Genomic DNA, 26,196 nt, shown 5'->3' with positions numbered 1-26,196 from the left:
TGTTTAGCGTTATTGCATCAATTAATGATGTCATCTAATAGCCTTTGGATGATGTATTATGTTTTTTCTAGTTTAGATAGCATAAACCGCAATAAAATTGATCTGGTGCAAATTCTGTTTTGAGTGGTAGGTTATAGTGGTCGCGTCATCTGATGGTACGGCTATGGTTAAGTTGAATAACTTAATAATAGTTAATACCGTCTGTTGAGCAAGATGACAACTTCCTTTTGAAGGCTGACTTTACTTTCTCCTATCAGGGTTTTCCTGATTTGCAATTGGCTTTATGTTAATTGATTATTTTATTATGTAGATTTATTTCTGCATCAATTCAAACCATACCTAAGGGTGTGGTTTTTTTTTATCTTAATTATATGCATTATTATTCCTTGCAAATAGATCTTCCATCATAACAATACCTTTTTTAAATAGTATTGATCTTTTCTATGTTTTCACCCATTTAAACATGAGTATTTTTTACTTTTAAAGTCATTTAATCGCAAAGTTTAAACAAATATTTTTAATTATATAACTTTATGGTTACAATTATGTGGTCTGACCTCACGATGTAGGTTAATTATAATTGTGACAAGGAGTTGCGATGACGGGTCTTCAACATATCACCACACGTAACGGTGAGCGTATTGCTATTGTTAGCGGTTTACGAACGCCATTCGCACGTCAATCAACCGTATTTGATCGTTTATCAGCCCTTGATTTGGGCAAATTAGTTATTAACGAAATGTTGCAAACCGCTGATTTTGATCCCCAGTTAATTGAACAACTTGTATTTGGACAGGTTGTTCAAATGCCAGAAGCGCCCAATATTGCGCGTGAAATCGTATTAGGGACGGGAATGAGTGCCCATACTGATGCTTATAGTGTCACCCGTGCCTGCGCAACCAGTTTTCAGGCTGCCGTTAATGTTACAGAAAGCATTATGGCAGGTACGATAGATATTGGTATTGCTGGCGGCGCTGATTCAACCTCAATGCTTCCTATTGGGGTAAGTAAAAAGATGGCAGCAACATTATTAGCGCTCAGTAAAGCTAAAACAATGCCAGCACGTTTAAAATTAATCACTACCTTGGGTGTTAAAGATTTGATGCCTATTCCCCCCGCTGTTGCTGAATATTCCACCGGATTAAGCATGGGACAAACAGCGGAACAAATGGCAAAAAGTCATGCTATTAGTCGTGAAGAACAAGATGCTTTTGCCCACCGTTCTCACTGTTTAGCTGCGCAGGCGTGGCGAGATGGTTTGCTCAAAAATGAAGTTATGACAGCATTTTTTGCGCCTTATCAACAATGGATTGATCGTGACAATAATGTTCGCCGAGATTCAACATTGGCAGCATACGCTAAGTTAACACCTGTGTTTGATCGTCTATATGGCAGTGTTACTGCGGCTAATTCGACCCCATTAACGGATGGTGCTGCGGCAATATTATTAATGCGCGAAGGACGGGCAAAAGAACTTGGTCTAACGCCACTTGGGTATATTCGTTCTTATGCTTTTGCTGCGATTGATGTTGCTGAAGATATGCTAATGGGGCCAGCCTATGCGAGCCCATTAGCTCTTGAACGCGCCGGATTGACCCTTGGTGATTTAACCCTAATTGACATGCATGAAGCGTTTGCAGCTCAAACGTTAGCTAATGTAAAGATGTTCGGTTCTAAGCGATTTGCACAACAAAAACTGGGTCGAGATAACGCTATTGGCGATATAGATATGGACAAGTTTAATGTTCTCGGTGGTTCGATTGCTTATGGTCATCCTTTTGCTGCGACTGGCGCAAGAATGATCATTCAAACCTTACATGAATTACAACGTCGTGGCGGTGGTTTTGCATTAAATACGGCTTGTGCTGCGGGTGGTCTTGGGGTGGCAATGATTTTGGAGGCAGAATAATGACGCAATCTGCATTTAGTTTATCTTATGGTGATAATGGCATTGGTTGGCTTAAAATCGATGTTGCCAATGACAAAATGAATACTTTACAAGCGGCTTTTGCTGATCAAGTCAGTGCTGTTTTTATGGAATTGAGCACCCATACCGATCTCAAAGGATTAGTGGTCTATTCAGGTAAATCTGATAATTTCATTGCAGGTGCTGATATTCGCATGCTGGCTGAATGTAAAACGGCAGCCGAGGCCGAAGCATTAGCGATTAAAGGCCAACAGTTATTTACTGCTCTTGAAGATTTGCCTGTTCATGTTGTTGCGGCTATTCATGGACCGTGTTTAGGCGGGGGATTAGAGCTTGCTTTGGCGTGTCATAGTCGAATTTGTACGGATGATGATATTACACGTTTAGGCTTACCTGAAGTGCAATTAGGTTTATTACCCGGCTCTGGTGGAACCCAACGTCTACCACGGTTGATTGGTGTTGCACATGGCTTAGAATTAATGTTAACGGGTAAACAAGTACGAGCAAAGCAAGCATTACAAAAAGGGTTAGTCGATCAAGTTGTCCCGCAGAGTATTTTACTACAGGCGGCGGAACAAGTGGCTTTAACCGCTAAACCGATCCGTACCCATTCATTTCAAGATTGGGCGATGACAGGCAATGCATTTGGTCGAAGTGTAGTGTTTGATCAAGCAGCCAAAAAAGCCCAACAAAAGGCGCGCGGTTGTTACCCTGCTATTGATGCGATTTTAGATACTGTAAAATATGGCTTAGAAAAAGGGGTTGAAGCGGGGCTTGAGCAAGAAGCAAAAGTATTTGGTGATTTAGTGATGACTGCTGAATCACGTGCATTACGTAGTATTTTCTTTGCTACTACAGCGATGAAAAAAGAATTAGGGGCAGATGCTAAACCTAATCCTATTACGCGAATTGCCGTACTTGGTGGCGGTTTAATGGGGGGAGGTATTGCTTATGTTTCTGCTATTAAAGCTGGCTATGCGGTGCGAATTAAAGATATTACTAATGACGGTATTCAACATGCGCTTGCGTATAACTACGCTATTTTGAATCAACAACGTCAGCGGCATATTATTCGAAAATCACAACTTCAACAGCAGATGTTACGTATTACTGGTAGTACTGATTACCGTGGTATGGCGCATGCTGATGTGGTGATCGAAGCTGTGTTTGAAGATATCGCCCTAAAACAACAGATGGTTCAAGAAGTCGAAGCTAATACATCAGAGCACACGATTTTTGCCACTAACACTTCGTCGATTCCGATTCATCAAATTGCGGTAAACGCGCAGCGACCACAAAACATTGTTGGCTTACACTATTTTAGCCCAGTTGAAAAAATGCCATTAGTAGAAGTTATTCCACATGCAACAACCTCTGCAACAACCATTGCGACCGTGGTTGCATTGGCAAAAAAACAGGGCAAAACGCCAATAGTAGTTGCCGATAAAGCAGGTTTTTATGTTAATCGTATTTTAGCGCCATATATGAATGAAGCGGCTCAAATATTATTAGCTGGCGAGCCGATTGAGCATATAGATACCGCCTTACTTAATTTTGGTTTTCCTGTTGGACCCATCACATTACTTGATGAGGTTGGAGTGGATATTGGCGCTAAGATCAGTCCTATTTTGGTCACAGAGCTAGGTGAGCGTTTTGCCCCTCCTGCACTGTTTGATGTGTTACAACAAGATGGACGAAAAGGCCGTAAAAGCGGCAAAGGGTTCTATTTGTATAACACTAACAATAAAGAAGTAGATAAATCTATTTATACCGTGCTCGGTGTTGAGCCTCAACAACAATTAACGGAAGTGGATATTGCAATTCGTTGTACGTTAATGATGTTGAATGAAGCCGCGCGCTGTTTACATGAAGGGGTAATTAAATCTGCTCGTGATGGTGATATTGGGGCCATCTTCGGTATTGGTTTTCCGCCATTTCTTGGTGGGCCATTTAGGTACATGGATCATTTAGGTATCGATTTAGTGGTTGATATGATGCGGCAATACAGTGATTCTTATGGCGATCGGTTTGCGCCATGTGATTATTTAGTCAAGATGGCGCAAGCGGAACAGCGGTTTTATTAATGCTTTATAATGATAAAAACCCCATTTATTGAATATAAATGGGGGTTTTTATTTAGTATGCGTTTTTCTGAAAATCCGTTATTGATTCAATTGCTTTGCCGATCGTTAATGGCTCGGCATCATGATGCGTTTTACCTGTGTAATACATCACTAAACGGTTAGCTGTTCGAGGCTTCACCGTATCAACAATAAATTTAATCATGTCTGCACGGCTTAGTTTTTTTAGTTGTTCAACCACTAATTGACGCTGATTAAAATCTTCATCTTTATTTCCAATACTGACCCAGAATCGTTGTGCACGTGAACGTAGGTTAGTATCGGGTTCAGATATCTGTGCAATGAGTCCTTTTTTACTGGCTTGCCATTGTGCTTCATTTAGCTCTAATAATACGAGTGCAAAAGCATTGGTAAAATCATCTATAGCCTCAGATAAGTAACTGGGTTCCGCTACGGGGGATTGAATATATAAGATCAATCCAGGGTGGCGATTTAACGGTAAATTACCCGTACCCACCATATAACCGAGTTGTTGTTTAGTCCGTAATTCGTGGAAAAACGTAGTCGACATTAAATGGTTTGCCAGCGTATAAATGGCGATTTTTTTAGGTGTCGTTTGGCGTGATTGGTAATACATTAAAATAGCAGAGTCTTCATGGTGACAATCTAACTCATAGGTTAATGTTCCGCTGTTTTCTAAATGCACTAACGGGCGTTGAGACTCGCCGTATAATTGATCGGTTACTCTAAAGGCATCTTTTAATGTTTCAGCTAGGGCTAACGCATCTTTTTTGACCCAATTACCATAGACAAACGTATCAATGTGTATCTCTGCAAACATAGCCTCAACAAATGGCGGCAGTTCATCAATAGTAATGGTTTCTAGTGCTTTAATGAGGTGTGGATACGGTGGATTGTTGGGTTGTAATAACCCCGTTAGTTGATTAAATAGCTGTGAAATGGGTTTATCTTCAGCCACATTACGCCAATTACGTAACATTTGGGCTTTGATATTATCAAACCGTTGTTGGGTAAAATGACGATTTTTAAAACGCGCTAAAATCAGTTGCATCAACTGGGGTTGTTTTTCACTAAAGCCTGAAAGTTGTAGAGTTACGCCGCCTTGATGAGCATAAAGATTATAAGACATTCCTGCTATTTCAGCCGGATAAGCTGACTCATTAATCGCTTCTAACAGTAACTCAACACACAGGCGAGTTTTAACGATATTAGCCGTTGAACTGACGGCGTGTGGGCTATCAATGGCAACGTAGACAATGCCTTTTGGTACACGGAAGTCATGTTCTTGTTTATGCCATAATCGAAAGCCTGGCAGGTCTTGAATTAACTGTGGAGGCAGTTCTGATCCAGCCTCCAGCGGTAATGGCTCAAATTGTTCACACAAATAGATATTAGCTTCAGGCAATAATAATTCATCATCAAGGCTAACATTAGTCCAGCGTTCAATTTGTAATGGTGTTAATGGTGTCACTGAATAGGGTGTGTCATACCAAGCTGCTACACGATCGTAATACCCACCTTGTGCGACTAACGTTAGTCGCATATTACTGACAGTAAAGTAAGCCAATAATTGTTCAAGTAAGTCTTGATCGTAGCCTTCCATCATATAGTCGCCGTAGATAATATCTTCAGCGTTGTAATGAAGAAGGTTCATCACCAAATAACTAACGGTATCAAGAGGACGGCTTTTTTCTTGGTAGCGGAAAGCCATTTCTAATACTGATTTCTTTTCTTGATAACGCCAATTATTTAACCCTTGCTGTTTTATTAGCGCAATAAAGGCAAATACACATTGAACGATTTCATCGGTTTGTTGCTGACCTTTAGGGGTTAAATTTAAACTAATCGTAAATTCGCGGAAATTATTACCACTGACACCACCGCCCGCAGTAAGAGTATTGATTAAGCCCCGTTGTTTTAAAATCGCCATTAAACTACCAGAGCCTTCATTACCTAATAAATGGGCAATATAGGATAATGGTTTGATTTTATAATATGCATCAACGGATGGCATTACGAACGATAACGTTAGCTTACGCAATTCCTTTATAGGTTCAATTTGAATGAACTTCTGGCATTCATTTTCAGTAATAAATGGCATGTCTATTGCTACCTTTTTAGTGGTAGCGTTGGGGATTTTGCTAAAGAAGTCTTGTGTATATTGTTCTAGTTGATCTAATGACTGTGGACCCAGTAGCACCAGCCCCATGACATCAGCAGAATAATGTTGATGATAAAAAGCCAGTAAATCATCACGTACTGATTGACCATTACGATCATCAAGGGTAGTGAGATCGCCAACAGAAAACTTGGCAAAAGGATGCGCTTGATTGATGGTTTCTTTTTGCACTTGATATAAACGACGAACATCGTCTTTTATTTTTAGTTTATATTCAGAATCAACGGCTTGTCGTTCTTTATCAACGGCATCTTCATTGAATAATGGGGCGGTAAAAAATTGCCCAAAGCGATCGAGTCCCTCCTCAAAATTATGGGGACTGATTTCAAAGAAAAAGGTCGTATTTTCGGTGCCTGTCCACGCATTATTACTACCGCCATTACGGTTGATAAACGTTTGGAACTCACCAACACGCGGGTATTTTTCAGTGCCAAGAAATAGCATATGCTCAAGGAAGTGTGCCATACCTTGGCGATCCATAGGATCATCAAAATGACCAATCTCTACCGATAAGGCAGCAGCAGAACGAGGTGCTTCAGCATCATGTACGAGTAATACTCGAAGTTCATTCGCTAAAGTGAGGTAGCGATACTGCTTATAATCGTTAGGACTAGTATGCACAGGAAGAGCCTATTTTTGAGGGAATTAACGTAAGTATGACGTTCAATATTAAGGCTGGCAAATTGAAGATGCGATTAGATGAATTATACGTCGTATTTTTGTTAATAAATTGATGAAGTCGTCATTACTTAATCAATTGAAGTATTGATTAATGGCAGGCTTAACCACAGAATGAAACTATGTAGTTATGCCAATAATAAAAGCGTGTAATAATGATCGACCAACTCCAAATGAGAGTCGGAACAGCAATTGTTTAACTGAGGTTATAAAAGATCTATGCAAATTTATATAATGCGTCATGGTGAAGCTGAAAATTTTGCACCCAGTGATGCCGAACGTCCATTAACCGCACGCGGTATTGCGCAATCACAGCAAATGGCAACATTACTAGCTTCGCATTTAAAGGGGGAGTTAGATCACGTGTGGGTTAGCCCTTATCTACGTGCTCAACAAACATGGCAAGCAATGGCGGATATCTTACCAACACCAACACAACTGGGTAGTGTTGAAGATATTACCCCTTATGGTGATGCTGAAACGGTTGCTGATTATATTAAAGCGACCATTGAAACTGAGCAGCCACAATCGTTATTGCTGATTTCACATTTGCCTTTAGTTGGCTATTTAACCGCTGAGTTGGTGGCTGGTTTACAACCGCCGATGTTCCTAACCTCAGCCATTGCAGCGGTAGATTACGATCCTCAATCAGGGCAAAATAAATTGTTGTGGCAGCACCAACCGCATAAATAATGGACAAGAAATGATCATGGCTAAATTTGGAATTGTGGCACTGATAGGTTTATTGTTTACCGCTGGATGCAGTGTGGGTGAGCCGGTTCGTATTTCTGCTAACGGTATGGTGAAATGGACGGGTGGGCATACCGAAGGCATGCATATTTCACAAACGGGCAGTAGTATAACTTTTGCCAATTATTCCAATGAAGTTGGTGCTACGGCATTAGTTATTTTTGCGCGAATTGATAGTGCAAAGAATGATAATTGTGAATATTTTTACGTTGAAACCGCAGTTAAAAAACGTCTTAAAGTCTGTGAGACAGGAGAAGTGACGTTATTTAACCGTGGTAAAGTCGTCAAAGTTGGGCATATGGTAAAATCAAGATATTAGCGCTCCGGTATATCAATTAACATTAGCAATGCGCCCGCACCGCCAAATTCTAATGGTGCTTGGTGAAAAGCCATCACATCAGGATGTTGTGCTAACCACATTGGTGTTTTTTGTTTCAATATATATTTACCAATGCCGTGCATAACGCAAGCACATGACACATGTTCTTTGATGCACGCTGCAATCATTGCTGCTAATTCTCGTTTTGCTTCTTGTTGTGTCATACCATGCATATCAAGATAAATATCAGGCACATACACGCCACGACGTAGTTTTTTTACTTCATACTTAGACACACCATCACGCGCATATTGAGTTGGGCCAGTATCACTAAGGTGTGGTTCAAACTCATCTGAGAAATAAAACTCATGATTTTGGGTCTCTTTACCCATCACTTTTGCTTTATCCGCTTTTGAGTTCTGTCGACGTGGCGTGATTATGGTATCATGCACGAACTTTTTTACGCCTTTTACCTCTGCCTTGAAGAGGTCAAAATCATCTTCAAGCTGTGAATTTTTATTACTCATAATGAAATTCCAACAATTATATAGTGGTATTGTAGCGTTTATCGGAGGCTATTTTGGATAAGATTTTTGTCGACGAAGCTGTCAGCGAACTTCACACATTGCAGGACATGCTACGTTGGACGGTAAGCCGTTTTAACGCTGCTGGCCTATTTTATGGTCATGGTACAGACAATGCGTGGGATGAAGCCGTGCAACTGGTACTACCGACAGTTTACTTACCGTTGGATGTTCCACCGGAAGTGCGTAATTCGCGTTTAACAAGCAGTGAGCGTCATCGTATTGTTGAACGTGTTATGCGTCGAATCAATGATCGTACACCCGTTTCATACTTAACGAATGTTGCCTACTTTTGCGGTATGGAGTTCTTCGTGGATGAACGTGTATTAGTGCCACGTTCACCGATTGGTGAGCTCATTGAAAACCGTTTTGAACCATTTTTACAACAAGAACCAACTCGCATCATGGATCTGTGCACGGGCAGTGGCTGTATTGGTATTGCTTGTGCGCATATGTTCCCAGAAGCAGAAGTGGATATCGTTGATATTTCGACAGATGCACTCGCTGTTGCTGAGCAGAATATAACGGATCATGGCCTTGAGCAGCAAGTGATTCCGCTTCGTTCTGACCTTTTACGTGATATACCGAAAGATAAATACGATCTGATCGTTACTAATCCACCGTATGTTGACCAAGAAGATATGGACAACCTACCGGAAGAATTCCGTCATGAGCCAGAGCTTGGTTTAGCTGCTGGTAGTGATGGCCTGAAATTGGTTCGTCGTATTCTTGCTAACGCACCAGATTACCTTAAAGATGATGGTATTCTGATTTGTGAAGTGGGTAACTCAATGATCCACATGGAAGAGCAATATCCGCACATTCCATTTATGTGGTTAGAGTTTGCTAATGGTGGTCACGGTGTATTCATGTTAACTCGTGAACAACTAGTTGATTGTGCCGCAGATTTTGCACTTTACCGCGATTAATCAGTACTAAAACAACAGATTAAATAAAAAGCCGACATCAATATAATTGATGTCGGCTTTTTTTATCGAAATTTTGATACTGTTTTTATTTAAATTAACGAAAAAATCACGCTTTATGCTGTGCTTGTTTTTGTTTTAATGACGCCATTACAGTGGCTTGATGTTGCAGATAATCATCTAAACCAGCACGACGTAAATTACACGATGGGCAATCACCACAACCGTCACCGACAATACCGTTGTAACAGGTTAGTGTTTGCTCGCGAATGTAATCTAGTTTTTCATATTGATCAGCAAGCGCCCATGTTTCTGCTTTGTTCAGCCACATTAATGGGGTTTCGATAGTAAATTGACGATCCATACCTAACACTAATGAGTGGTTAAGCGAACGTACAAATTCATCGCGGCAATCAGGGTAGCCAGAGAAATCAGTTTCACAAACGCCAGTGATAACGGCTTCTGCACCAATTTGGTAGGCATAAATACCCGCTAAGGTTAAAAATAAAATGTTACGCCCTGGTACAAATGAATTTGGTAAACCATTAGCTTGTAATTCATGGGAGACAGGAATGCTATCGCGAGTTAATGAACTAATTGCAAGTTCACCGAGTAAGCTAACATCCATGATTTTATGAGCGGCAACCCCGAGATCTTTAGCAATATGTTCAGCAATTTCAACCTCTAGTTTGTGGCGTTGACCATAATCAAACGTAATACAGTGCACTTCATCGTAGTGCGCTAATGCTTGAATGAGACATGTGGTCGAATCTTGACCGCCACTGAAAACAACTACGGCTTTTGCCATGATGAATTATCCTTTGTGAGTGATTACCGAGAAACAGTCGGTATAACAACATGCGAATAATAATGTTATTAGCATGAAGGGGTATGCTAACTCAGCTGAAGACGATAGAAAAGTAGCTATCACAAATAGCATAGATAAAAAAAGCCGCACTAAGTATGCGGCATAAAAATAAGCATGGTACGTTATCCATATAAATCTAATTACCAGAAGTGCAGAGGACAATTAGGTTTATCTGTATTTGCCTAAAAATACAATAATAAAGGGTGTCAATAGAAAGAGGGGGTTGGCGCTGTGGCTAACCAACCCAAGGGGCTGTTCTTTATCTGTTATACCAGCCATTCACCCGTTTGTTGTAAGTGTTGTAATTGGGCAAGGTAAGCACTGATATCGCCAATATTAGCCGCGATCCATTCATCGTTATAATAGGTTTCTAAGTAACGTTCACCGCTATCACATAACAAGGTTACAATTGAACCTGTTTCACCGCGCTGTTTCATTTCAGTCGCTAATTGCAGTACGCCATAAAGGTTAGTACCTGTTGAAGCACCGGCTTTACGCCCAATGATCTTTTCTAGCCAATGGACAGTTGCGACACTTGCTGCATCAGGAATTTTTCGCATTTCACTGATAACATTAGGAATGAAACTTGGTTCAACCCGTGGTCGACCAATACCTTCAATTCGACTGCCTACTTCTAATGTGATATTGGCATCTCGTTGCATAAAATAGTCATAGAACACTGAATTTTCTGGATCAACCACGCATAATTGAGTTGGGTGCATTTGATAACGAATATAGCGACCAATCGTAGCTGATGTGCCACCCGTACCGGGGCTCATCACAATCCAAGTCGGAATGGGAAAACGCTCAAATGCCATTTGGTTAAAAATACTGTTCGCAATGTTGTTATTCCCACGCCAGTCTGTTGCACGCTCAGCGTAGGTAAATTGATCCATATAATGACCCTTTAACTCTTCGGCTAAACGGCGCGATTCATCATAAATGGCTGCTGATGAATCAACAAAATGGGCTTTACCCCCATAAAACTCAATTTGTTCAATTTTTTTAGAGGCTGTTTTTCGTGGGACAACGGCAATAAAGGGTAATCCGAGTAAACGTGCAAAGTAGGCTTCTGATACCGCAGTACTTCCTGATGATGACTCAATCACCGTCGTATCTTGGTTGATCCAACCGTTACATAAAGCATATAAGAACAATGAACGCGCTAAGCGATGTTTAAGACTGCCCGTTGGATGCGTACTTTCATCTTTTAGATAAAGATCGATACCTGCAAGGCTGGGAATATCTAATTTAATCAGATGCGTATCTGCAGAACGTTGATAGTCTGCCTCAATGGCTTTTATGGCTTGACTGATCCAAGCATTTTGCACTGATGCAGTATTTGCAGTCATATTCATTGTATTACCTCTTTGCTTAATTCGAATCCATCGAGTATTTACGTAATTAACTTCCTTGAAGCAATTGGGTATATAGTAAACAATATTATTGAAAAAATCTTTGCCTTATTTTTTGTTTAACCGGAATTTAATAGTATTTTTTTCTATTTTTATTATTATTTTTGAATTTATTTTCTATATTATCATTTTAATATAGAATTTATTTTTATTTGTATAAGTTGTGTATTCATAACTGTTACCACTTTAAGTGTAAAATCACAGGCTGTCTATTGTGAGGTTGCATAAATACAGTGGTAAGGATCAGTATTATGAGTATTTTTTTTGCCTCTTTATTGAATAAGAGGTATTTTTTAGTAAGTATTTACTCTTTTATCGTAATTTGGTGGAATGAATGGCAGTTTTAGATAGTGTTGATAGAACGTTATTACGTTTATTGCAAGATGATGCAACCATGCCACTGGCAGAACTTGCAGACGCTGTGAATTTAACAACCACCCCATGTTGGAAGCGATTAAAGCGTCTTGAGGAAGATGGTATTTTGCGCCAACGGGTAGCATTACTTGATCCCATAAAATTAGGCATCGCTTTTACTGCTTTTGTACAAATTAAAACCAGCAACCATTCTCAAGATTGGTTTAATCACTTTGTTGCGACGGTAACTGAGTATCCTGAAGTGATGGAATTTTATCGTATGGCGGGAGAGTATGACTATATGATGAAAGTGCAAGTGGCTGATATGCAAGCTTTTGATAATCTATATAAGAAGTTAGTCGCTTCGGTTGCTGACCTTACTAATGTAACGTCTACTTTTGCAATGGAACCACTAAAATACACTACAGCGTTGCCTGTTTAAGCGTATAGATAGACTAAAAATAACCCCGAGTCATTAGCAATAGTGGTTCGGGGTTATTTTTAGGTTGCCAGTTATAAATTAGCGTTGACGAATAAGTCCTTCCTGAACAGCTGTTGCCACTAATTGCCCTTGCTGATTATAAATCTCACCACGAACAATACCGCGCGAACCGCTAGCCGATGGGCTTTCAATCACATACAGTAACCACTCATCAACTTTAAAGGGACGATGAAACCACATTGAATGGTCAATAGTTGCGACTTGCATATTAGGGCTGAATAATGTCACCCCGTGAGGATGCAATGAGGTAGTTAAAAATCCCCAATCAGACGCGTAAGCCAACATATATTGGTGAATACTTAATTCATTTGGCATCTCACCGTTGGTTTTGATCCACAAATATTGCTTAGGTTCTTCAATCGCTGGTTTTAACGGATTCACGACCGTTACAGGGCGAACTTCAATGGGACGAGTGTGACCAAACATTTCAACAATCTTTGGTGGTAAATATTGTGCGACCGATTCAACCAAGTCACTTTCAGACGCTAAGCCTTCGGGACCCACCACATTTGGCATTGTCGCCTGATGTTCAAAACCTTGTTCATCAGCTTGATAAGATGCGGTTAAGTAAAAAATAGGGCGGCCATTTTGAATTGCTTTTACACGGCGAGTACTAAAACTTCTACCATCACGCAGCGTTTCAACATCATAGATAATCGGTTTTTCAGGATTACCAGGTAAAAGAAAGTAGCTATGAAAAGAGTGTAAATGACGATCGGGATCTACCGTTTGCTGTGATGCCGATAAAGACTGACCAATAACCTGACCACCATATACCTGTGGCAAACCTAAGTTCTCACTTTGACCGCGAAAGAGTTCACGTTCAATTTGCTCTAATTGCAGTAGAGTTAGTAGTTCATCTAATTGTTTGCTCATGGTATATCCTGAAAAATAAAAACTAGGGGAATGGTATGCTGATTTAACGCTGCTGCCAATATGCCTATGAGTGCCCTTGCCATCGATAATAACGCAGTGATATTCGCCCAGTATCAGATACGGCAACGTTTTCCGCCCTTAATGCAGCTATTTGTTTTAATAATGCATCATCTTTCAATGATATACGGCCTTGGCTATTAATCACGCGATGCCATGGTATTTTTGAGCCATCAGGTAAGGTTGCCATTAAGCGCCCCACATGACGAGTATAGCCCGAATAACCTGCAAATTTTGCAATGTCGCCATAGGTAGAAACTTGCCCAAATGGAATTTGGTAGACTTGGCTATAGATTTGATTGCAAAAGTCGTCCATATTTATAAGTAGTCGTTAAATAATATGCTTGGTAAATAATAGCGGCTCTCATTTTTTAAACAACAGGATAACGCAAGGAGGTGTTGCCATGTTGTATGCTGCTGCATTGGTTACCGTTACCTTAATTTTAACGGTGTTAGGTGTTAGTGCTCTCGGTCCAACAGCGGGAGAACTGCCTGTGTTGGCGCTTGCTATTCCTGCGCTGTGGTTATTGCCGCAAAGTGGTGTTGCAGGTTGGCTATTACTCTGTGGCTTTGGCGCTTATGGTGCGATGTTACCTGAACAACCTCTAGCATTATCCATTAGCTTATTTATGATGCTACCGATCTTGATGATTTGTACATCTGCTAAAGGCTGTTGGCAGCTTGGCGCATTAATGGTTTCGATTGTACTCTCAATGAATGTAGGGCTAATGGCATTGCAAGTTGAGGGTAAACTTGAAGGTAGTATTAGCGCCACGGTGATCCAAATTATTGCTATTGGGGTAATTTGGTATTCTGCGCGTTGTTGGCGTCCTATTGCGGGTAATACATGGTGGCCATTATTAGCCGTATTGCCACTATGGCTTGGTGGTATGGAAGCCGCGGCATTAGTTGGGTTGTGTGTTACGGGCTTAATTGCCGCGTTGCAAAGCCTTGTCAAAATGAAACATCAAGATTGGATCCCACGTTTAGCCTGTGTGTTACCTGCAATAGCGTTTACGACCTTAGTGGTGCTGCCACAGTTTAGTGTTGCTAACCCGATTTTAGTTTCATGGTTATTAATATTAGGCGGGGGATTATTAGGTGAATCGTTATTAGATGATCCTGAAGAGGAAGATGAATAGCATTGCCAACAGATAATAGTTTGAAATTGTTACTATTTGCTTTGTTTTGATTGAATAATCAGCAGTCAATCAAAAGGGTAAGATAACCACTTGCATTATGGGCGAGGTTAATAGATAATCCTTCCCGTTCTCGAGAGAGACAAAGAATCTATGGAGGCTCCTATTGGTCCTCCCGCAACACTAACTTGTGAACTCGGCCAGATCCGGAAGGAAGCAACCGCAGCAGGCGTCGTGTGTGCCGGGATGTGGCTGGTGGGAGCTTCCACCCATCTGGCGTTTAGCAAATCCCTTTCCTATCAAAAACTTATATTCAAATTCACTCTTTACAGTGTAGTTCAATATTATTGTTTTGCTCTTTTTATTACTATCAATAATAAATACTTCGTTATAATCTTCAAACTACCAAACTACCAAACTACCAAACTACCAAACTACCAAACTACCAAACTACCAAACTACCAAACTACCAAACTACCAAACTACCAAACTACCAAACTACCAAACTACCAAACTACCAAACTACTCACATATTTAGACCTGTAAACGTATTACAAGCGTCATTTAATCTAAGCGTCATGTGGATTCAAGTGTCATGTGTCCAAGTATCATGTGATCCAAGCGTTACCTAACCACAGAACCTCCCCCGCGTCATTCCCTACAGTGAGGTTACGAACGAGATAGGGAATCTACTATTAGCGTGTTGTAGAGCTAATTGTTTTTATTGAGGATGTTATTACCTCATCCTTTAATGTTCCTTTGACAGTGTTGGCGAATCTTGTTTTATATTTTCAAGTGTTTTGCCATTTAGTGTATCAATACACTTAATTAATTCTTCTGTTATATAATAAAGATTTATATCAGATGGCATTAGTGTACTAAGAAGCATTTTCTTTTCTATTGGGTATTCAGTCTCTGACATTGCAATGTCTAAGCAGCAGTCTAATAATGAATTTATTTCATGCGAAATACCATCAAAAACAGCAGGATTTGGGGTGGTGATATTATCAATATTAATATAAAGGCCGACTATTTCACCATTAGACTTGATTGATTTATTTTTTAATAACTCTGGATTTTGTTTTTCTAAGTTATTCCAATTAACTAATACCCCTAATGACTTAAATAGTGTTGTAATTTGCTGCTGATATGACGATAAAGCATTTGCTACATAATAAACATCATTATCTGCTATGGTTGGTTTATACCGTAATATATTTTCATTGTTATATAGGTAGCTGTTTAAGCTGCTTATTTCTAGATAAGCATTTTTAAAACCATTTAATACTCTACCAAGTAAAGGCTGGGAGTTACCTATATGATTAAAATAGTTAGGTGTGTTTGATGGGTATATTTCTTTGTAAAGAGTATTTAAATTAACTATTTCTAAGTGTTCAAAATCTAAAAAATTAATACGTTCTTTAAATTCTTTTAAGTGACTAAAATAATTAAGGTGCATGTTTTGATTAATAGTGGTTTGTATTTGCTTTGTAGATAATTCTATTTGAGTCGCAGTCTGTTTACTTCGATGTACCATTGCAACGATACCCATGATAGCGGCTGTCGCTGTCAGTGTTTTTAATGGGAATGAAAACCAATTTAGCAGATTATCAAAACACTGAGGTGTGTAGCATTGAGTCAGTTCACCGTTAAATGAGTTACTAATTGCAGCAGTAGAAACCCCGCTGATAAAGATTCCAGTTACACCTATGCCAACAAAAGTCAAATCTTTAGTTAGGTTAGATGAATCAAAGTAATTACAAATACGCTTAAGGATACTTACCATTTACTTATTACTCGTTGGTGGATAGCAATTTAGGAACTATCTGAAGTTAAGAGTAGAAGCGTTATTTTATCATTAATATTACTAGCATATGAGTGTTATTGTAGTGGTACATTAAATTGGTCACTTAGATACAGATGTAAATTGACTTTACTTCCACATTTTTAGTAACAAAATATCAGAAATTAACGAGTTGTATATCACACAAGAACCATGTTTATTGGCGTCTTTAATGCTCAAGCGCGTGATGAATAGATCACGGATAGCTCGTGCCTCTCTTCCGAGATGACAGATAATAACCTGCGTTACACTTCTGATTTTACGATGATCAATAAATTGAGTGATGTAATTAATGTTATGGATGATTATCCGTATATTATTAAATTGTGATGCTTTTATATTAGAGCTTATATAAACAGGTTCTGACGTTGAAGTGAAATTAACAGATTTTAATTGAAATATATTACAGCGAAGGATATGACGCTTTAGCGTGAAGGGCAGATAGAACAGAAGGTTTGAAAACAGTTGGTAAGATAGAACTATCAAAGCTTCTAATAGATTAAATGTATTAGAAGCTTTGCTACAGTTTAACGATGTTCGTTAAACATTAGACACTATTTTGCTAGAGATTTTTGCTAATTTTTTGGCTTTTTTCTCTTTTGTCGTTAAAGATGGTTTTTTATTACCTTTCTTGGTATCTAAAGACTTACTCATAACACTAACCTCTTGTTTTTTTGAGGTTGGTCATCTTGGCCAACGACGGATTAAAGAGCGACATTCAGTTCTTGTCGCTTTTCTCTAATATGCGCCTATCACTTAAAAATGCAATGACATTTATGCAAACAAAAAACTTACTTTTAGGGTGTTTAGAATAATTCTCATCAAGAAGGCTTATGCATTACTCGCTAAATTTGTTTTGAATATTTACTTAGTTTTAGGTGTGAAAATATCACTCCGCCAATTGTATAAAAAATGTGTTATAATGCGTGAAATTTTATTACAGCCTGAGAATAAAAGAGAGCTACAGCTGAATATTCTTCATTGGTATAATTCTAAGTTATACCGTAGTGCAATATAGATTTAAGTTGTTTACTGTTATGTATATCCATAGCATTCAATAAGTTACGTACTAATTTGAATAATATCTTCCTGTAAACGTTCGTTGTCTGATATCTATTGATTTTTGTTATATTAGCCATTGATTTCAACGACTTAGTTATCTGTCTGTATAAACTAAATTTGTATGTTCAAAATCAATAAGGTAAACCATGACAAAGTCTACAGTTAAAGATTCTAATTTATCAATCAACGCTAAGCCTAAAAGAAAAAAGCCATTAACAGTAAATCAGAGAACGGTTAGTATTCGCGAGCGTATTGAAAACATTAAAGCGCAACAAGCATGGGATAAGGAATGGGAGAATGACGAATAATATTGAGTTGATGAATAAAATTAACACGGTATTACTATTACATTCTGAATCCTTAAGCCATTGGGAACGTGACTATTTGAGTAATCTTTATCAAACGGTTATCAATCATGGCGAATTATCTGATAAACAATTAGATTTATTTGAAAAAATATTATTACGTCGAAAAATAACGAATATACAGTAATATTTAATGCTGTATTCGTCGTAAATATCAACGAAAATCATAAATTCGAATCCGTCGTTCCTTGTCGTAAGGAACGAGCGCGATTAGGCTATGACCATTGCCATGCCTTACGACTAAGAGTCAGTTTTTATTGTAACTGTTCGGCTAAATAGTCCAAAAAAGCTCTAATCTGTGGTTTTAGATATTGAGCGCTTTTATATACGGCATAAATTTCACCACTGCTATTTTCATTATGCGTGACTGTCCATTTTGGTAGTAAGATCTCTAATTCTTTACTATCAATATAAGGTGTCACCATCCAATCGGATAATAATAATACCTTTCTTTTTATCGTTTATGATTTGTTGGAAAGAGTATATTAATTATTTTTAAACGATGTAATCGATATATAAGCGTAACAGTTTTGCATAAAACGCAAAGATATAACTAAATAATAGGGTGATTCTAATTAAATATAGCTCTAAGCTCGGTAATTGGCGATCTCAATTAAATTACCATCAGGATCACGAAAATAGATCGATATAATTTTTCCCATTGCGCCTGTGCGTTCAACGGGGCCGTCAATAATGGTGACACCACATTGTTCAATATGTTGTTGGGCTTGAGCCAAATCAGTATTGGTAATAAAACATAAGTCAGCACTCCCTATGTGTACGGCTTGTGCTGTGGGCTTAAATTCAGCGCCATATTGGTGAAGGTTTATTTTTTGGTTACCAAAACGTAATCCAAATCGACCATTGGCAAAAGTTATCAGTTCCATGCCTAAAACTGTCTGGTAGAAATCAGCACTAATATTAATGTCTTTCACCGTGAGAACTAAATGGTCAAGATGGCTAATATTCATTACGTTACTCCAATCCATATTGTAATAAGAAAGCCAACCTTTATACACTTTCAATAAGCAAGGTATCGTGGTTGGCAATCTGTTTATACTGATATTATTAGAATAAGCGAAGATTAAAAGCTAACCTTTTAATCACTATTATTAGTGACTGGTTAACAATTTTTGATTTAAGTTTGGATTATCATGAACAGCAAATTGATTGATTATTTTGGCGGTTGCTTCATTCATGCCTATAAGTTCAGTGGTTGCACCTTGTGATCTTAATTTAAGAATGATTTTATCTAATGCTGTTATGGCAGTGATATCCCAAAAATGCGCTAACGATAAATCAATTTTGACATGCTTAGCAACGTTATTAACATCAAAGAACGATGAAAAGTGATCCGCAGAAGCAAAGAATATTTGCCCATAAACATTGTAAATTTGTTCATTTTCCAGCGTTGATTTCACGACAACGCATTGGCTAACTTGATGTGCAAAGAAGACTGATGATAGTAATACGCCAATGAAGACACCAATCGCCAGATTATGTGTTGTCACAACGACGATAACCGTCGCTAACATCACGATGTTGCTTGATAACGGATGATGTTTAATGTTTTTAATGGAATCCCATGAAAATGTACTAATGGATACCATTATCATCACAGCGACTAAAGCGGCCATCGGAATGAGTTTTAGAATATCACTTAAACATAAAATCATTATTAATAAGGCGATACCTGAAAATAGCGTGGATAAACGGCTTCGTCCTCCTGATTTAATATTGATCATTGATTGGCCTATCATGGCACAGCCTGCCATTCCACCCAGTAAACCCGTACCAATATTGGCGATGCCTTGTCCTTTACATTCTTGGTTTTTGTTACTTGTAGTTGAGGTTAAGTCATCAATAATGGTTGCTGTCATCATCGATTCGAGTAATCCAACGGCAGCAAGCGCTAAAGAATAAGGAAAGATTATTTGTAAGGTATGGAACGTAAGGGGAACATCGGGCAATAAAAAGATAGGTAGCGTATCGGGTAATTGCCCCATATCACCAACAGTGCGGACATCTAACCCAAATAATACTGCAACGATAGTTAAACAGATAATACAGACAAGAGGCGAAGGGATCAGTTTGCCGATAATGGGTATAAGTGGAAATAGGTAAATAATAGCTAACCCACTGGCTGTTAATAGATAAACAGACCAAGTTGTATGTGTTAATTCTGGAAGTTGAGCCATAAAAATAAGTATTGCTAACGCGTTAACAAATCCAGTAATAACAGGTTTAGACACAAAGCGCATTAAATTACCAAGCTTTAAATATCCGGCAATTATTTGTATTACACCTGTAAGAATAGTGACGGCCATTAAGTATTGCAGTCCGTGTTCTTTTACAAGGGTGATCATTAATAATGCCATTGCCCCAGTTGCCGCTGAGATCATGCCTGATCGTGCTCCGACAATGGCAATAATAACGGTCATTGAAAAAGAAGCATATAAACCAATTTTAGGATCAACGCCCGCAATAATGGAAAACGCGATAGCTTCTGGTATTAGGGCTAGGGCAACCACAATTCCGGCAAGGAGATCTTTCTTTATATTATATAACCAGTTGTTTTTTATGTAATCTAACATGTAATCTCTATATTTTAGACGTGTAAAAGCCACGGATAAAGTCCGCAAACATTTAGGATCAGGAAGTTTTAGCTATGGCAGGCATAGCAGAGTGACAGCAAGAGAGCTGCATTTTTAGAGTAATGAGCCGGCGCTCATTAGAGGGAGGTTAAGGCGGCGTAATCTTCAAGTTTAACTACTTTTATTTGGGAGTATGATAATGAAATCATGCTCGGCGTTTTAGAAGTGGGTGATGCTAACATATAAATAAATAGATAACAAAATAGTTAGTAGTCTAAACGAAATGATTGTATTCGTTTTTTTCGCTTGCTTATTTAGTATGTTGTTATTAGTTTTGTCGAATAACAATTATTGTAGTGATGGGTTAGCAAAGTACTGTTGCTCTTCGCTATTGGTTTATGTCTACTCGGATGGATCTCTATCAATGAATACCACTATTCAAACCATGCTTGGTCATCGCTCTATTCGTCAATTTACGGATGATGCTATTTCTGCTGAACAATTAAAGACGATTATTGCAGCAGGTATTGCTGCTTCTAGTTCAAGCATGATCCAAGCAACATCGATTATTCGCATTACTGATCCTGAGAAACGCACTGCATTGGCACATCTTGCCGGTGATCAGGCTTATGTAAAACAAGCGGCTGAGTTTTTAGTGTTCTGTATTGATTATCAACGCCATTATTCTATTAGTGCTGAGATAAAACCAGAATACACAGAGTTAGCCTTAATTGGGGCGATTGATAGCGGCATCATGGCGCAAAACTGTTTATTAGCGGCTGAATCTATGGGGTTAGGTGGGGTTTATATTGGAGGATTGCGTAATAATCCCCATGAGGTTGATTCTTTATTGAATTTACCACCGTATAGCGCGGTATTATTTGGTATGTGCTTAGGTGTGCCTGCGCAAGATCCACAATCAAAACCACGCTTACCGATGGATATGATTTTGCATGAAAATGAATATCAACCATTAAATAAACCGCTGTTGGCTGAATATGACCAACAAACGATTGACTATTATCAGCAGCGTTCTAGCCATAATAAACAACAGGATTGGTCTAGTGCGGTAACGGCAACGTTATCAAAAGAATCACGCCCATTTATCGCGAGTTATTTAAACAGCAAAGGGTTAATGACAAAGTAATATTGTACCAACAAGATTTCGATGTTTAATTTAAGTCCATTGTTTTCATTATTATGATCAGGTGACGTATTAAAAACGCCATTCTGATCATGATGAAATGCCATTCTGCTAATTGTCTTTAAAATAAAAACGAATAGGTTTTGTTTTTATTGGTAGGAAAATAATTGGAATAAATAATAAGTAACCCCGCCGCAACAATAAATAGCCCACCCGTAATAGTATAAAAGGTGGGTAACTCATCAAACATCCTGCATCCAAAAATATAAAAATACACTTTTGAAGTAAAAGATTTGAAGTAAAAGAATAGCATTATATGTGATGCTTTTAGGGGCATATTTTCGCATTTGATATTTAGCAATTAAAAGCAGAGTGGATACTGAACCTAAAAAAGAATGAATAGTTTTAGTCATAAGATTAGAACCAGCATTAGCAACTGTAATCAGTAATATCAACTTATCATTAGTAGCGAGAAGGGCAACCTTGCTATCCTAACCATTATTCTAGTAACATGGAATTATAAATAATGAATGTTGAGGTCAAAGATCAAGATCAGCTACGACGCTATGTGGCAAAACAATTGGGGGGTCAAATGACTTATCAACCAAGAATACCCCCAGAACCAATGGCTGTTGTTAAGTATCGAACTTGTCATCATTAACGCATCCTATGGCTTTAGGGGCGACATTTACACATTCATCTATTAACTCTGATATTGGTGAGGCTCCGTTAGTGTTAGTCTCGTCAGCAATGCGTCATCGTCATCGTTGGAGCATGACACATAAAATAACAACCTATGGAGTAACAATAACGCATGGCTTTTAATGGTTATCTTCAGGCTGAAAATTTACGAATAATAATAGAGATAGGTTAAGGCGAAATAATTTATGGCTATTATTTGGAAGTTACGCCACTACATTAGAATGTTTGCGCGTCAATATTTAATCGCAATCGTTGCTTTGCAAGTGGTTGCTTTACTTAATTTAATACCGTCGTGGTTAATCGGTCACATTGTCGATGGTATTAGTCACGGTACATTGAATCTGAGAACGTTACTGATTGATGTTGCTGGAATTATTGGCTCGGCATTGGCGATGTACGGCTTACGTTATGTGTGGCAAAGCCGATTATATGGGGCTGCTATTGCTATAACACAGGTACTACGACGGGATCTGTTTCATCAATTGTCTTTGTTGCCACCGTCATTCTATGCTCGTCGTAGTACTGGCGATTTGATGGCACACGCAACCAATGATCTTAATGCGGTAGAAGAATCTACGGGCATGGGCATTATGACGTTAGTCGATTCTTTTATTGCGGGCTTCACTGTTATTTTCGGAATGATATTTGTTGTTAGTGGTCAGCTAACCGCGGTTGCTTTGTTGCCTTTTCCGTTATTAATTTATTGTACGCATCGATATGGTTCGCGCTTACACCAAGCATTTGATGCAGCTCAAGCCAGTTTTTCTGATTTAAATGAAGAAGCGCGTGAAACCGTCGCTGGGGTTCGAGCTGTTCGTTCACACGGCATTCGTGCGCGCCAAGAACAGCGATTTGAACAATCGTTAGATAATACGCTTACGACAAATCTTGCTGTCGCTAAGGTGGATGCAGCGTTTGCGCCAACGGTTCAAGTTATCTATGGCTTATCTTTTGTGTTGTCATTGGCTTATGGCGCATGGTTGATTTCACAGGGCAATATAACCATTGGTTTATTTACGACCTTTACCCTTTATCTGGGGCAATTAATGGGGCCCTTTATGCAGTTTGGCTGGCAATTTAATGTGTTTCAACGTGGCAATACATCATGGTCACGCTTAGAAGCACTATTTGCAGAGCAACCGGATGTAAAAGAAGGACAACAAATATTACCCGCAGATGCTGAACCGAATTTGGATATCAATATTGCCGAATTTGTTTATCAGGATGCCAATCAATGTGCGTTGCAAGATATTCAAGTTAAAGTGCCAGCGGCTGGGTTGGTTGGCGTCACGGGTCCAACGGGGAGTGGGAAAAGTACATTGCTGCATTTAATTATGCGCCAATTTCCACTGGCAAAGCCCTCTGAAATTTATATTGGTGGCTATGGTACTGATGCACTGACGTTTGATAGCTTACGTCAACATTTAGCCTGGGTACCTCAAAAGCCGTTGTTATTTTCTGGCTCAATTGCTGAAAATATTGCGTTTGCTAAACCTAATGCAACACGTGAAGACATTATTCGTGTTGCTGAAATGGCAGCGATTAAATCTGAAATTGAAGCAATGCCACAGGGGTTTGATAGCATGCTTCGTGAAGGTGGAACTAACTTATCTGGTGGGCAGCGACAACGATTAACCCTCGCACGCGCATTGCTTTCTGGTGCCAATATCTTGTTATTAGATGACCCATTTAGTGCCTTAGATATGAAAACGGAAGCGATCATTCGTAAAAATCTGAAGTTGCATTACGGACATAAAACGATGGTATTAGTGACGCAGCGTTTAGCTAATTTGATTAATGCGGATCATATTTTGGTTTTGGATCAAGGACAGATAGTCGAACGTGGAACACATGCGGAATTAATGCATCAGCAAGGGTGGTATGCAAAAGTTTATCATCGCCAAACTGACTTAAGCTCAGCCGATACGGCAGATACAGCGGAAGCACAATCTACATCGCAAGTAGAGGTGACTCATGCTTAAAACAACGGCGGTAAAAACAACGTTATTCTGGCGATTATGGGCATATTCATTGCCTCATAAAGCCCGCTTTTTGGTAGCGTTTATGCTGTTAGCTGTCTCTGTCGCGGCAGAGATGACAATCCCTTGGTTAGCGAAGATTATTGTTGATGATGTGATTGTGCCGCAACACTTTGAATGGCAGTACCTTGGTTGGCTTATTGCGGCAGTGATGGGATCTTATGTGATTGCTGCGATCTTTTCGTATTGGCAAGCGATAACATTTCGTCACAGTGCATTATTGGTTATCAATGATATACGTCGAAATTTGTTTAGCCATATATTGAATTATCCGATTCGTGTTTTTGATAAACAACCAGCAGGTGTTTTAGTGTCATATATTACTAATGACACTGAATCAATGCGCGAAATGTTTGTGTCGACCATTCCAACGATCATTCAAGGTGGATTGCGAATTAGCGCGATTTTTATTGCGATTGCAATGCTGGATTGGCGGCTGATGTTACTGAGCTTAGTGCTGATTCCAACCTTGTTATTTACGATGCATTTATATCGGAAAATCTCGATGCCAGTCTTTAATGGGGTTCGAGAGCAGATCAGCTATATCAATGGTCGATTAAATGAGTCGTTACAAGGCATGGCGTTAATTCAAGCATTTAGACAACAGGCTGCTTTTCGAAACAAGTTTGAGCAGGAAAATCAGCGATGGTTTGCGTTTCGATCTAAATCTATCGGCATTGATAGCTTAATGTTGATTCCATTAACCCGTTTAGTGTCTACATTAACCGCTGCGGGCATTGTGGCATGGTTTGCAACCGGATCGTTAACGACGGTTATTGATGTGGGTACGTTATATGCTTTCTTAAACTATATTGAACGCTTTTTTGACCCCTTTAGACAGTTATCAATGGAGTTACGAAAGTTGCAGATCGCAACGGTATCATCGAAGCGTATTTTTGAACTGTTTGATGATAAATCTGAGTCTCAATCACCGTTAACAACGAATGTTGCGATACCACAACAATGTGATATCGAATTTCGCAATGTTAACTTGAGTTATGAAGAGGGGCAGCCCGTTTTAAAAGATGTTAGTTTTGTCGCTAAAGGTGGAAAGTTCACCGCGATTGTTGGACATACTGGCAGTGGAAAAAGCTCTATTATCAATGTATTGATGCGCTTTTATCAACATCAGCAAGGGCAAGTATTGGTTGGTGGACAGCCGTTAGTGTCGATCCCTGAATCACAGTTACGCAAGATGGTTGGTTTAGTGTCTCAAGATCCAACTATTTTTAGTGGTTCGGTGCTTGATAACATTGAATTGTCACATACGATATTGAATGAAGATCGTGCGATTAATGCTGCCAAACAGGTGCGAGCGGATGATTTTATTCAGCGTTTAAAAGGCGGTTATCATCATCGGCCAAGCATTGGTGGTGGATCGTTATCGGTTGGAGAGCGCCAATTATTAGCGTTGGCAAGAGCGTTATCTCACAATCCACAGGTGTTTTTATTAGATGAGGCCACCGCTAATATTGATAGTGAAACAGAAGAAGCGGTCAAAATAGCCTTGGATAATATTCAAGATGGCAGAACTGTCATTATTGTCGCTCATCGACTGTCGACGGTTCAAAATGCAGATCAAATCTTAGTCATGAATCACGGTGAAATTGTTCAAAGTGGAACACATGATGCTTTAATTACTCAAGACGGTGATTATCGAGATCTCTATTTAGCACAGCAAGAGCAGCAGCAAAATGAACAATTAACCACAACCTTTGGACTCACATCGGCAACCCTGTCATCGACATTATAGATAAAAATCAGTGTTAAA

The 26,196-nt window shown here is 39.1% G+C and carries 23 protein-coding genes and 1 other RNA gene; 14 read left to right on the top strand and 10 right to left on the bottom strand.

Going from position 1 to position 26,196, the window contains the following annotated elements; genetic code table 11:
• Positions 1-598: 598 nt before the first annotated feature.
• On the top strand, positions 599-1,909 hold the full coding sequence (gene fadI, locus CIK00_RS01940; RefSeq protein WP_101767237.1) for an acetyl-CoA C-acyltransferase FadI: 1,311 nt from the start codon (positions 599-601) through the stop codon (positions 1,907-1,909).
• Complete coding sequence (gene fadJ, locus CIK00_RS01935) at positions 1,909-4,011, top strand: fatty acid oxidation complex subunit alpha FadJ (protein ID WP_101767236.1); 2,103 nt, start codon at positions 1,909-1,911, stop codon at positions 4,009-4,011. The genes fadI and fadJ overlap by 1 nt, the downstream gene beginning before the upstream one ends.
• A gap of 52 nt (positions 4,012-4,063) precedes the next feature.
• On the opposite strand, the gene CIK00_RS01930 is transcribed toward fadJ, so the two are convergent.
• A complete protein-coding gene (locus CIK00_RS01930; protein WP_101767235.1) occupies positions 4,064-6,829 on the bottom strand; it encodes an insulinase family protein in 2,766 nt (921 codons plus the stop codon).
• 276 nt (positions 6,830-7,105) lie between these two features.
• Here CIK00_RS01930 and sixA point away from each other — a divergent pair, with 276 nt between their 5' ends.
• Both sixA and CIK00_RS01920 read left to right on the top strand, forming a co-directional pair.
• Positions 7,106-7,579, top strand: a complete 474-nt coding sequence (gene sixA, locus CIK00_RS01925) for a phosphohistidine phosphatase SixA (RefSeq protein ID WP_101767234.1) — start codon at positions 7,106-7,108, stop codon at positions 7,577-7,579.
• Positions 7,580-7,595: 16 nt separating this feature from the next.
• A complete protein-coding gene (locus tag CIK00_RS01920) occupies positions 7,596-7,955 on the top strand; it encodes a hypothetical protein (RefSeq protein ID WP_101767383.1) in 360 nt (119 codons plus the stop codon).
• Here the strand turns inward: CIK00_RS01920 and smrB are convergent.
• Positions 7,952-8,482 (bottom strand): endonuclease SmrB, encoded by a 531-nt coding sequence (gene smrB / locus CIK00_RS01915; protein WP_101767233.1) that lies wholly within the window; start codon positions 8,480-8,482, stop codon positions 7,952-7,954. The two genes, CIK00_RS01920 and smrB, sit on opposite strands and share 4 nt — an antisense overlap.
• Positions 8,483-8,535: 53 nt before the next feature.
• On the opposite strand from smrB, the gene prmB reads away from it, so the two are divergent.
• Positions 8,536-9,468 (top strand): 50S ribosomal protein L3 N(5)-glutamine methyltransferase, encoded by a 933-nt coding sequence (gene prmB, locus CIK00_RS01910; protein WP_101767232.1) that lies wholly within the window; start codon positions 8,536-8,538, stop codon positions 9,466-9,468.
• Between the two features lie 106 nt (positions 9,469-9,574).
• Here prmB and queC read toward each other — a convergent pair whose 3' ends face one another.
• Together queC and CIK00_RS01900 are read right to left on the bottom strand one after the other, a co-directional pair.
• Positions 9,575-10,273 carry a 7-cyano-7-deazaguanine synthase QueC gene (gene queC, locus CIK00_RS01905; RefSeq protein WP_101767231.1) on the bottom strand — a complete coding sequence of 233 codons (699 nt, stop codon included), beginning with the start codon at positions 10,271-10,273 and terminating at the stop codon, positions 9,575-9,577.
• 326 nt (positions 10,274-10,599) lie between these two features.
• Positions 10,600-11,685 carry a PLP-dependent cysteine synthase family protein gene (locus tag CIK00_RS01900; RefSeq protein WP_101767382.1) on the bottom strand — a complete coding sequence of 362 codons (1,086 nt, stop codon included), beginning with the start codon at positions 11,683-11,685 and terminating at the stop codon, positions 10,600-10,602.
• 397 nt (positions 11,686-12,082) lie between these two features.
• Here CIK00_RS01900 and CIK00_RS01895 point away from each other — a divergent pair, with 397 nt between their 5' ends.
• Complete coding sequence (locus CIK00_RS01895; protein ID WP_101767230.1) at positions 12,083-12,544, top strand: Lrp/AsnC family transcriptional regulator; 462 nt, start codon at positions 12,083-12,085, stop codon at positions 12,542-12,544.
• A 78-nt stretch (positions 12,545-12,622) separates the two neighbouring features.
• Here the strand turns inward: CIK00_RS01895 and tesB are convergent, their stop codons facing one another.
• Positions 12,623-13,480 (bottom strand): acyl-CoA thioesterase II, encoded by an 858-nt coding sequence (tesB, locus tag CIK00_RS01890; RefSeq protein WP_101767229.1) that lies wholly within the window; start codon positions 13,478-13,480, stop codon positions 12,623-12,625.
• 64 nt (positions 13,481-13,544) lie between these two features.
• The gene (locus tag CIK00_RS01885) at positions 13,545-13,853 is read right to left on the bottom strand and encodes an MGMT family protein (protein ID WP_101767228.1); all 309 of its coding nucleotides are present in this window, start codon (positions 13,851-13,853) and stop codon (positions 13,545-13,547) included.
• Positions 13,854-13,941: 88 nt separating this feature from the next.
• Between CIK00_RS01885 and CIK00_RS01880 the strand changes: the two genes are divergently transcribed.
• Both CIK00_RS01880 and ffs read left to right on the top strand, forming a co-directional pair.
• Entirely contained in the window at positions 13,942-14,679 is a 738-nt protein-coding gene (locus CIK00_RS01880) for a VP0952 family biofilm-associated protein (RefSeq protein WP_101767227.1), read from the top strand.
• A 161-nt stretch (positions 14,680-14,840) separates the two neighbouring features.
• Positions 14,841-14,937, top strand: an RNA gene (gene ffs, locus CIK00_RS01875) — signal recognition particle sRNA small type.
• 487 nt (positions 14,938-15,424) lie between these two features.
• Here ffs and CIK00_RS01865 read toward each other — a convergent pair.
• Positions 15,425-16,462 carry a hypothetical protein gene (locus CIK00_RS01865; RefSeq protein WP_101767225.1) on the bottom strand — a complete coding sequence of 346 codons (1,038 nt, stop codon included), beginning with the start codon at positions 16,460-16,462 and terminating at the stop codon, positions 15,425-15,427.
• 1,265 nt (positions 16,463-17,727) lie between these two features.
• Here CIK00_RS01865 and CIK00_RS21250 point away from each other — a divergent pair.
• Both CIK00_RS21250 and CIK00_RS01860 read left to right on the top strand, forming a co-directional pair.
• The gene (locus CIK00_RS21250; protein WP_167388489.1) at positions 17,728-17,889 is read left to right on the top strand and encodes a hypothetical protein; all 162 of its coding nucleotides are present in this window, start codon (positions 17,728-17,730) and stop codon (positions 17,887-17,889) included.
• The gene (locus CIK00_RS01860) at positions 17,879-18,073 is read left to right on the top strand and encodes a hypothetical protein (RefSeq protein WP_101767224.1); all 195 of its coding nucleotides are present in this window, start codon (positions 17,879-17,881) and stop codon (positions 18,071-18,073) included. Before CIK00_RS21250 ends, CIK00_RS01860 begins: the two co-directional genes overlap by 11 nt.
• Positions 18,074-18,200: 127 nt before the next feature.
• On the opposite strand, the gene CIK00_RS01855 is transcribed toward CIK00_RS01860, so the two are convergent.
• The 3 genes from CIK00_RS01855 to CIK00_RS01845 all read right to left on the bottom strand — a co-directional run bounded on the left by CIK00_RS01855 (position 18,201) and on the right by CIK00_RS01845 (position 20,540).
• Positions 18,201-18,404 (bottom strand): LysR substrate-binding domain-containing protein, encoded by a 204-nt coding sequence (locus CIK00_RS01855; protein ID WP_227990257.1) that lies wholly within the window; start codon positions 18,402-18,404, stop codon positions 18,201-18,203.
• Positions 18,405-18,533: 129 nt separating this feature from the next.
• A complete protein-coding gene (locus tag CIK00_RS01850) occupies positions 18,534-18,917 on the bottom strand; it encodes a VOC family protein (RefSeq protein WP_101767222.1) in 384 nt (127 codons plus the stop codon).
• 141 nt (positions 18,918-19,058) lie between these two features.
• On the bottom strand, positions 19,059-20,540 hold the full coding sequence (locus CIK00_RS01845; RefSeq protein WP_101767221.1) for a SulP family inorganic anion transporter: 1,482 nt from the start codon (positions 20,538-20,540) through the stop codon (positions 19,059-19,061).
• 424 nt (positions 20,541-20,964) lie between these two features.
• Between CIK00_RS01845 and nfsA the strand changes: the two genes are divergently transcribed.
• The 4 genes from nfsA (at position 20,965) to CIK00_RS01825 (ending at position 26,178) form a co-directional block, all read left to right on the top strand.
• Positions 20,965-21,687 (top strand): oxygen-insensitive NADPH nitroreductase, encoded by a 723-nt coding sequence (gene nfsA, locus CIK00_RS01840; protein ID WP_101767220.1) that lies wholly within the window; start codon positions 20,965-20,967, stop codon positions 21,685-21,687.
• Positions 21,688-22,332: 645 nt separating this feature from the next.
• On the top strand, positions 22,333-22,509 hold the full coding sequence (locus tag CIK00_RS21245) for a glutamate--cysteine ligase (protein ID WP_164838134.1): 177 nt from the start codon (positions 22,333-22,335) through the stop codon (positions 22,507-22,509).
• A gap of 62 nt (positions 22,510-22,571) precedes the next feature.
• Complete coding sequence (locus CIK00_RS01830) at positions 22,572-24,368, top strand: ABC transporter ATP-binding protein (RefSeq protein ID WP_101767218.1); 1,797 nt, start codon at positions 22,572-22,574, stop codon at positions 24,366-24,368.
• Positions 24,361-26,178 carry an ABC transporter ATP-binding protein gene (locus CIK00_RS01825; RefSeq protein ID WP_101767217.1) on the top strand — a complete coding sequence of 606 codons (1,818 nt, stop codon included), beginning with the start codon at positions 24,361-24,363 and terminating at the stop codon, positions 26,176-26,178. Before CIK00_RS01830 ends, CIK00_RS01825 begins: the two co-directional genes overlap by 8 nt.
• Positions 26,179-26,196 lie beyond the last annotated feature (18 nt).

Origin of the sequence: Photobacterium carnosum, assembly GCF_002849605.1 — a bacterium.
Lineage (GTDB): Bacteria > Pseudomonadota > Gammaproteobacteria > Enterobacterales > Vibrionaceae > Photobacterium > Photobacterium carnosum.
Note: the sequence above shows the minus strand (reverse complement) of the source record. Positions and strands in the feature narration are given on the sequence as shown.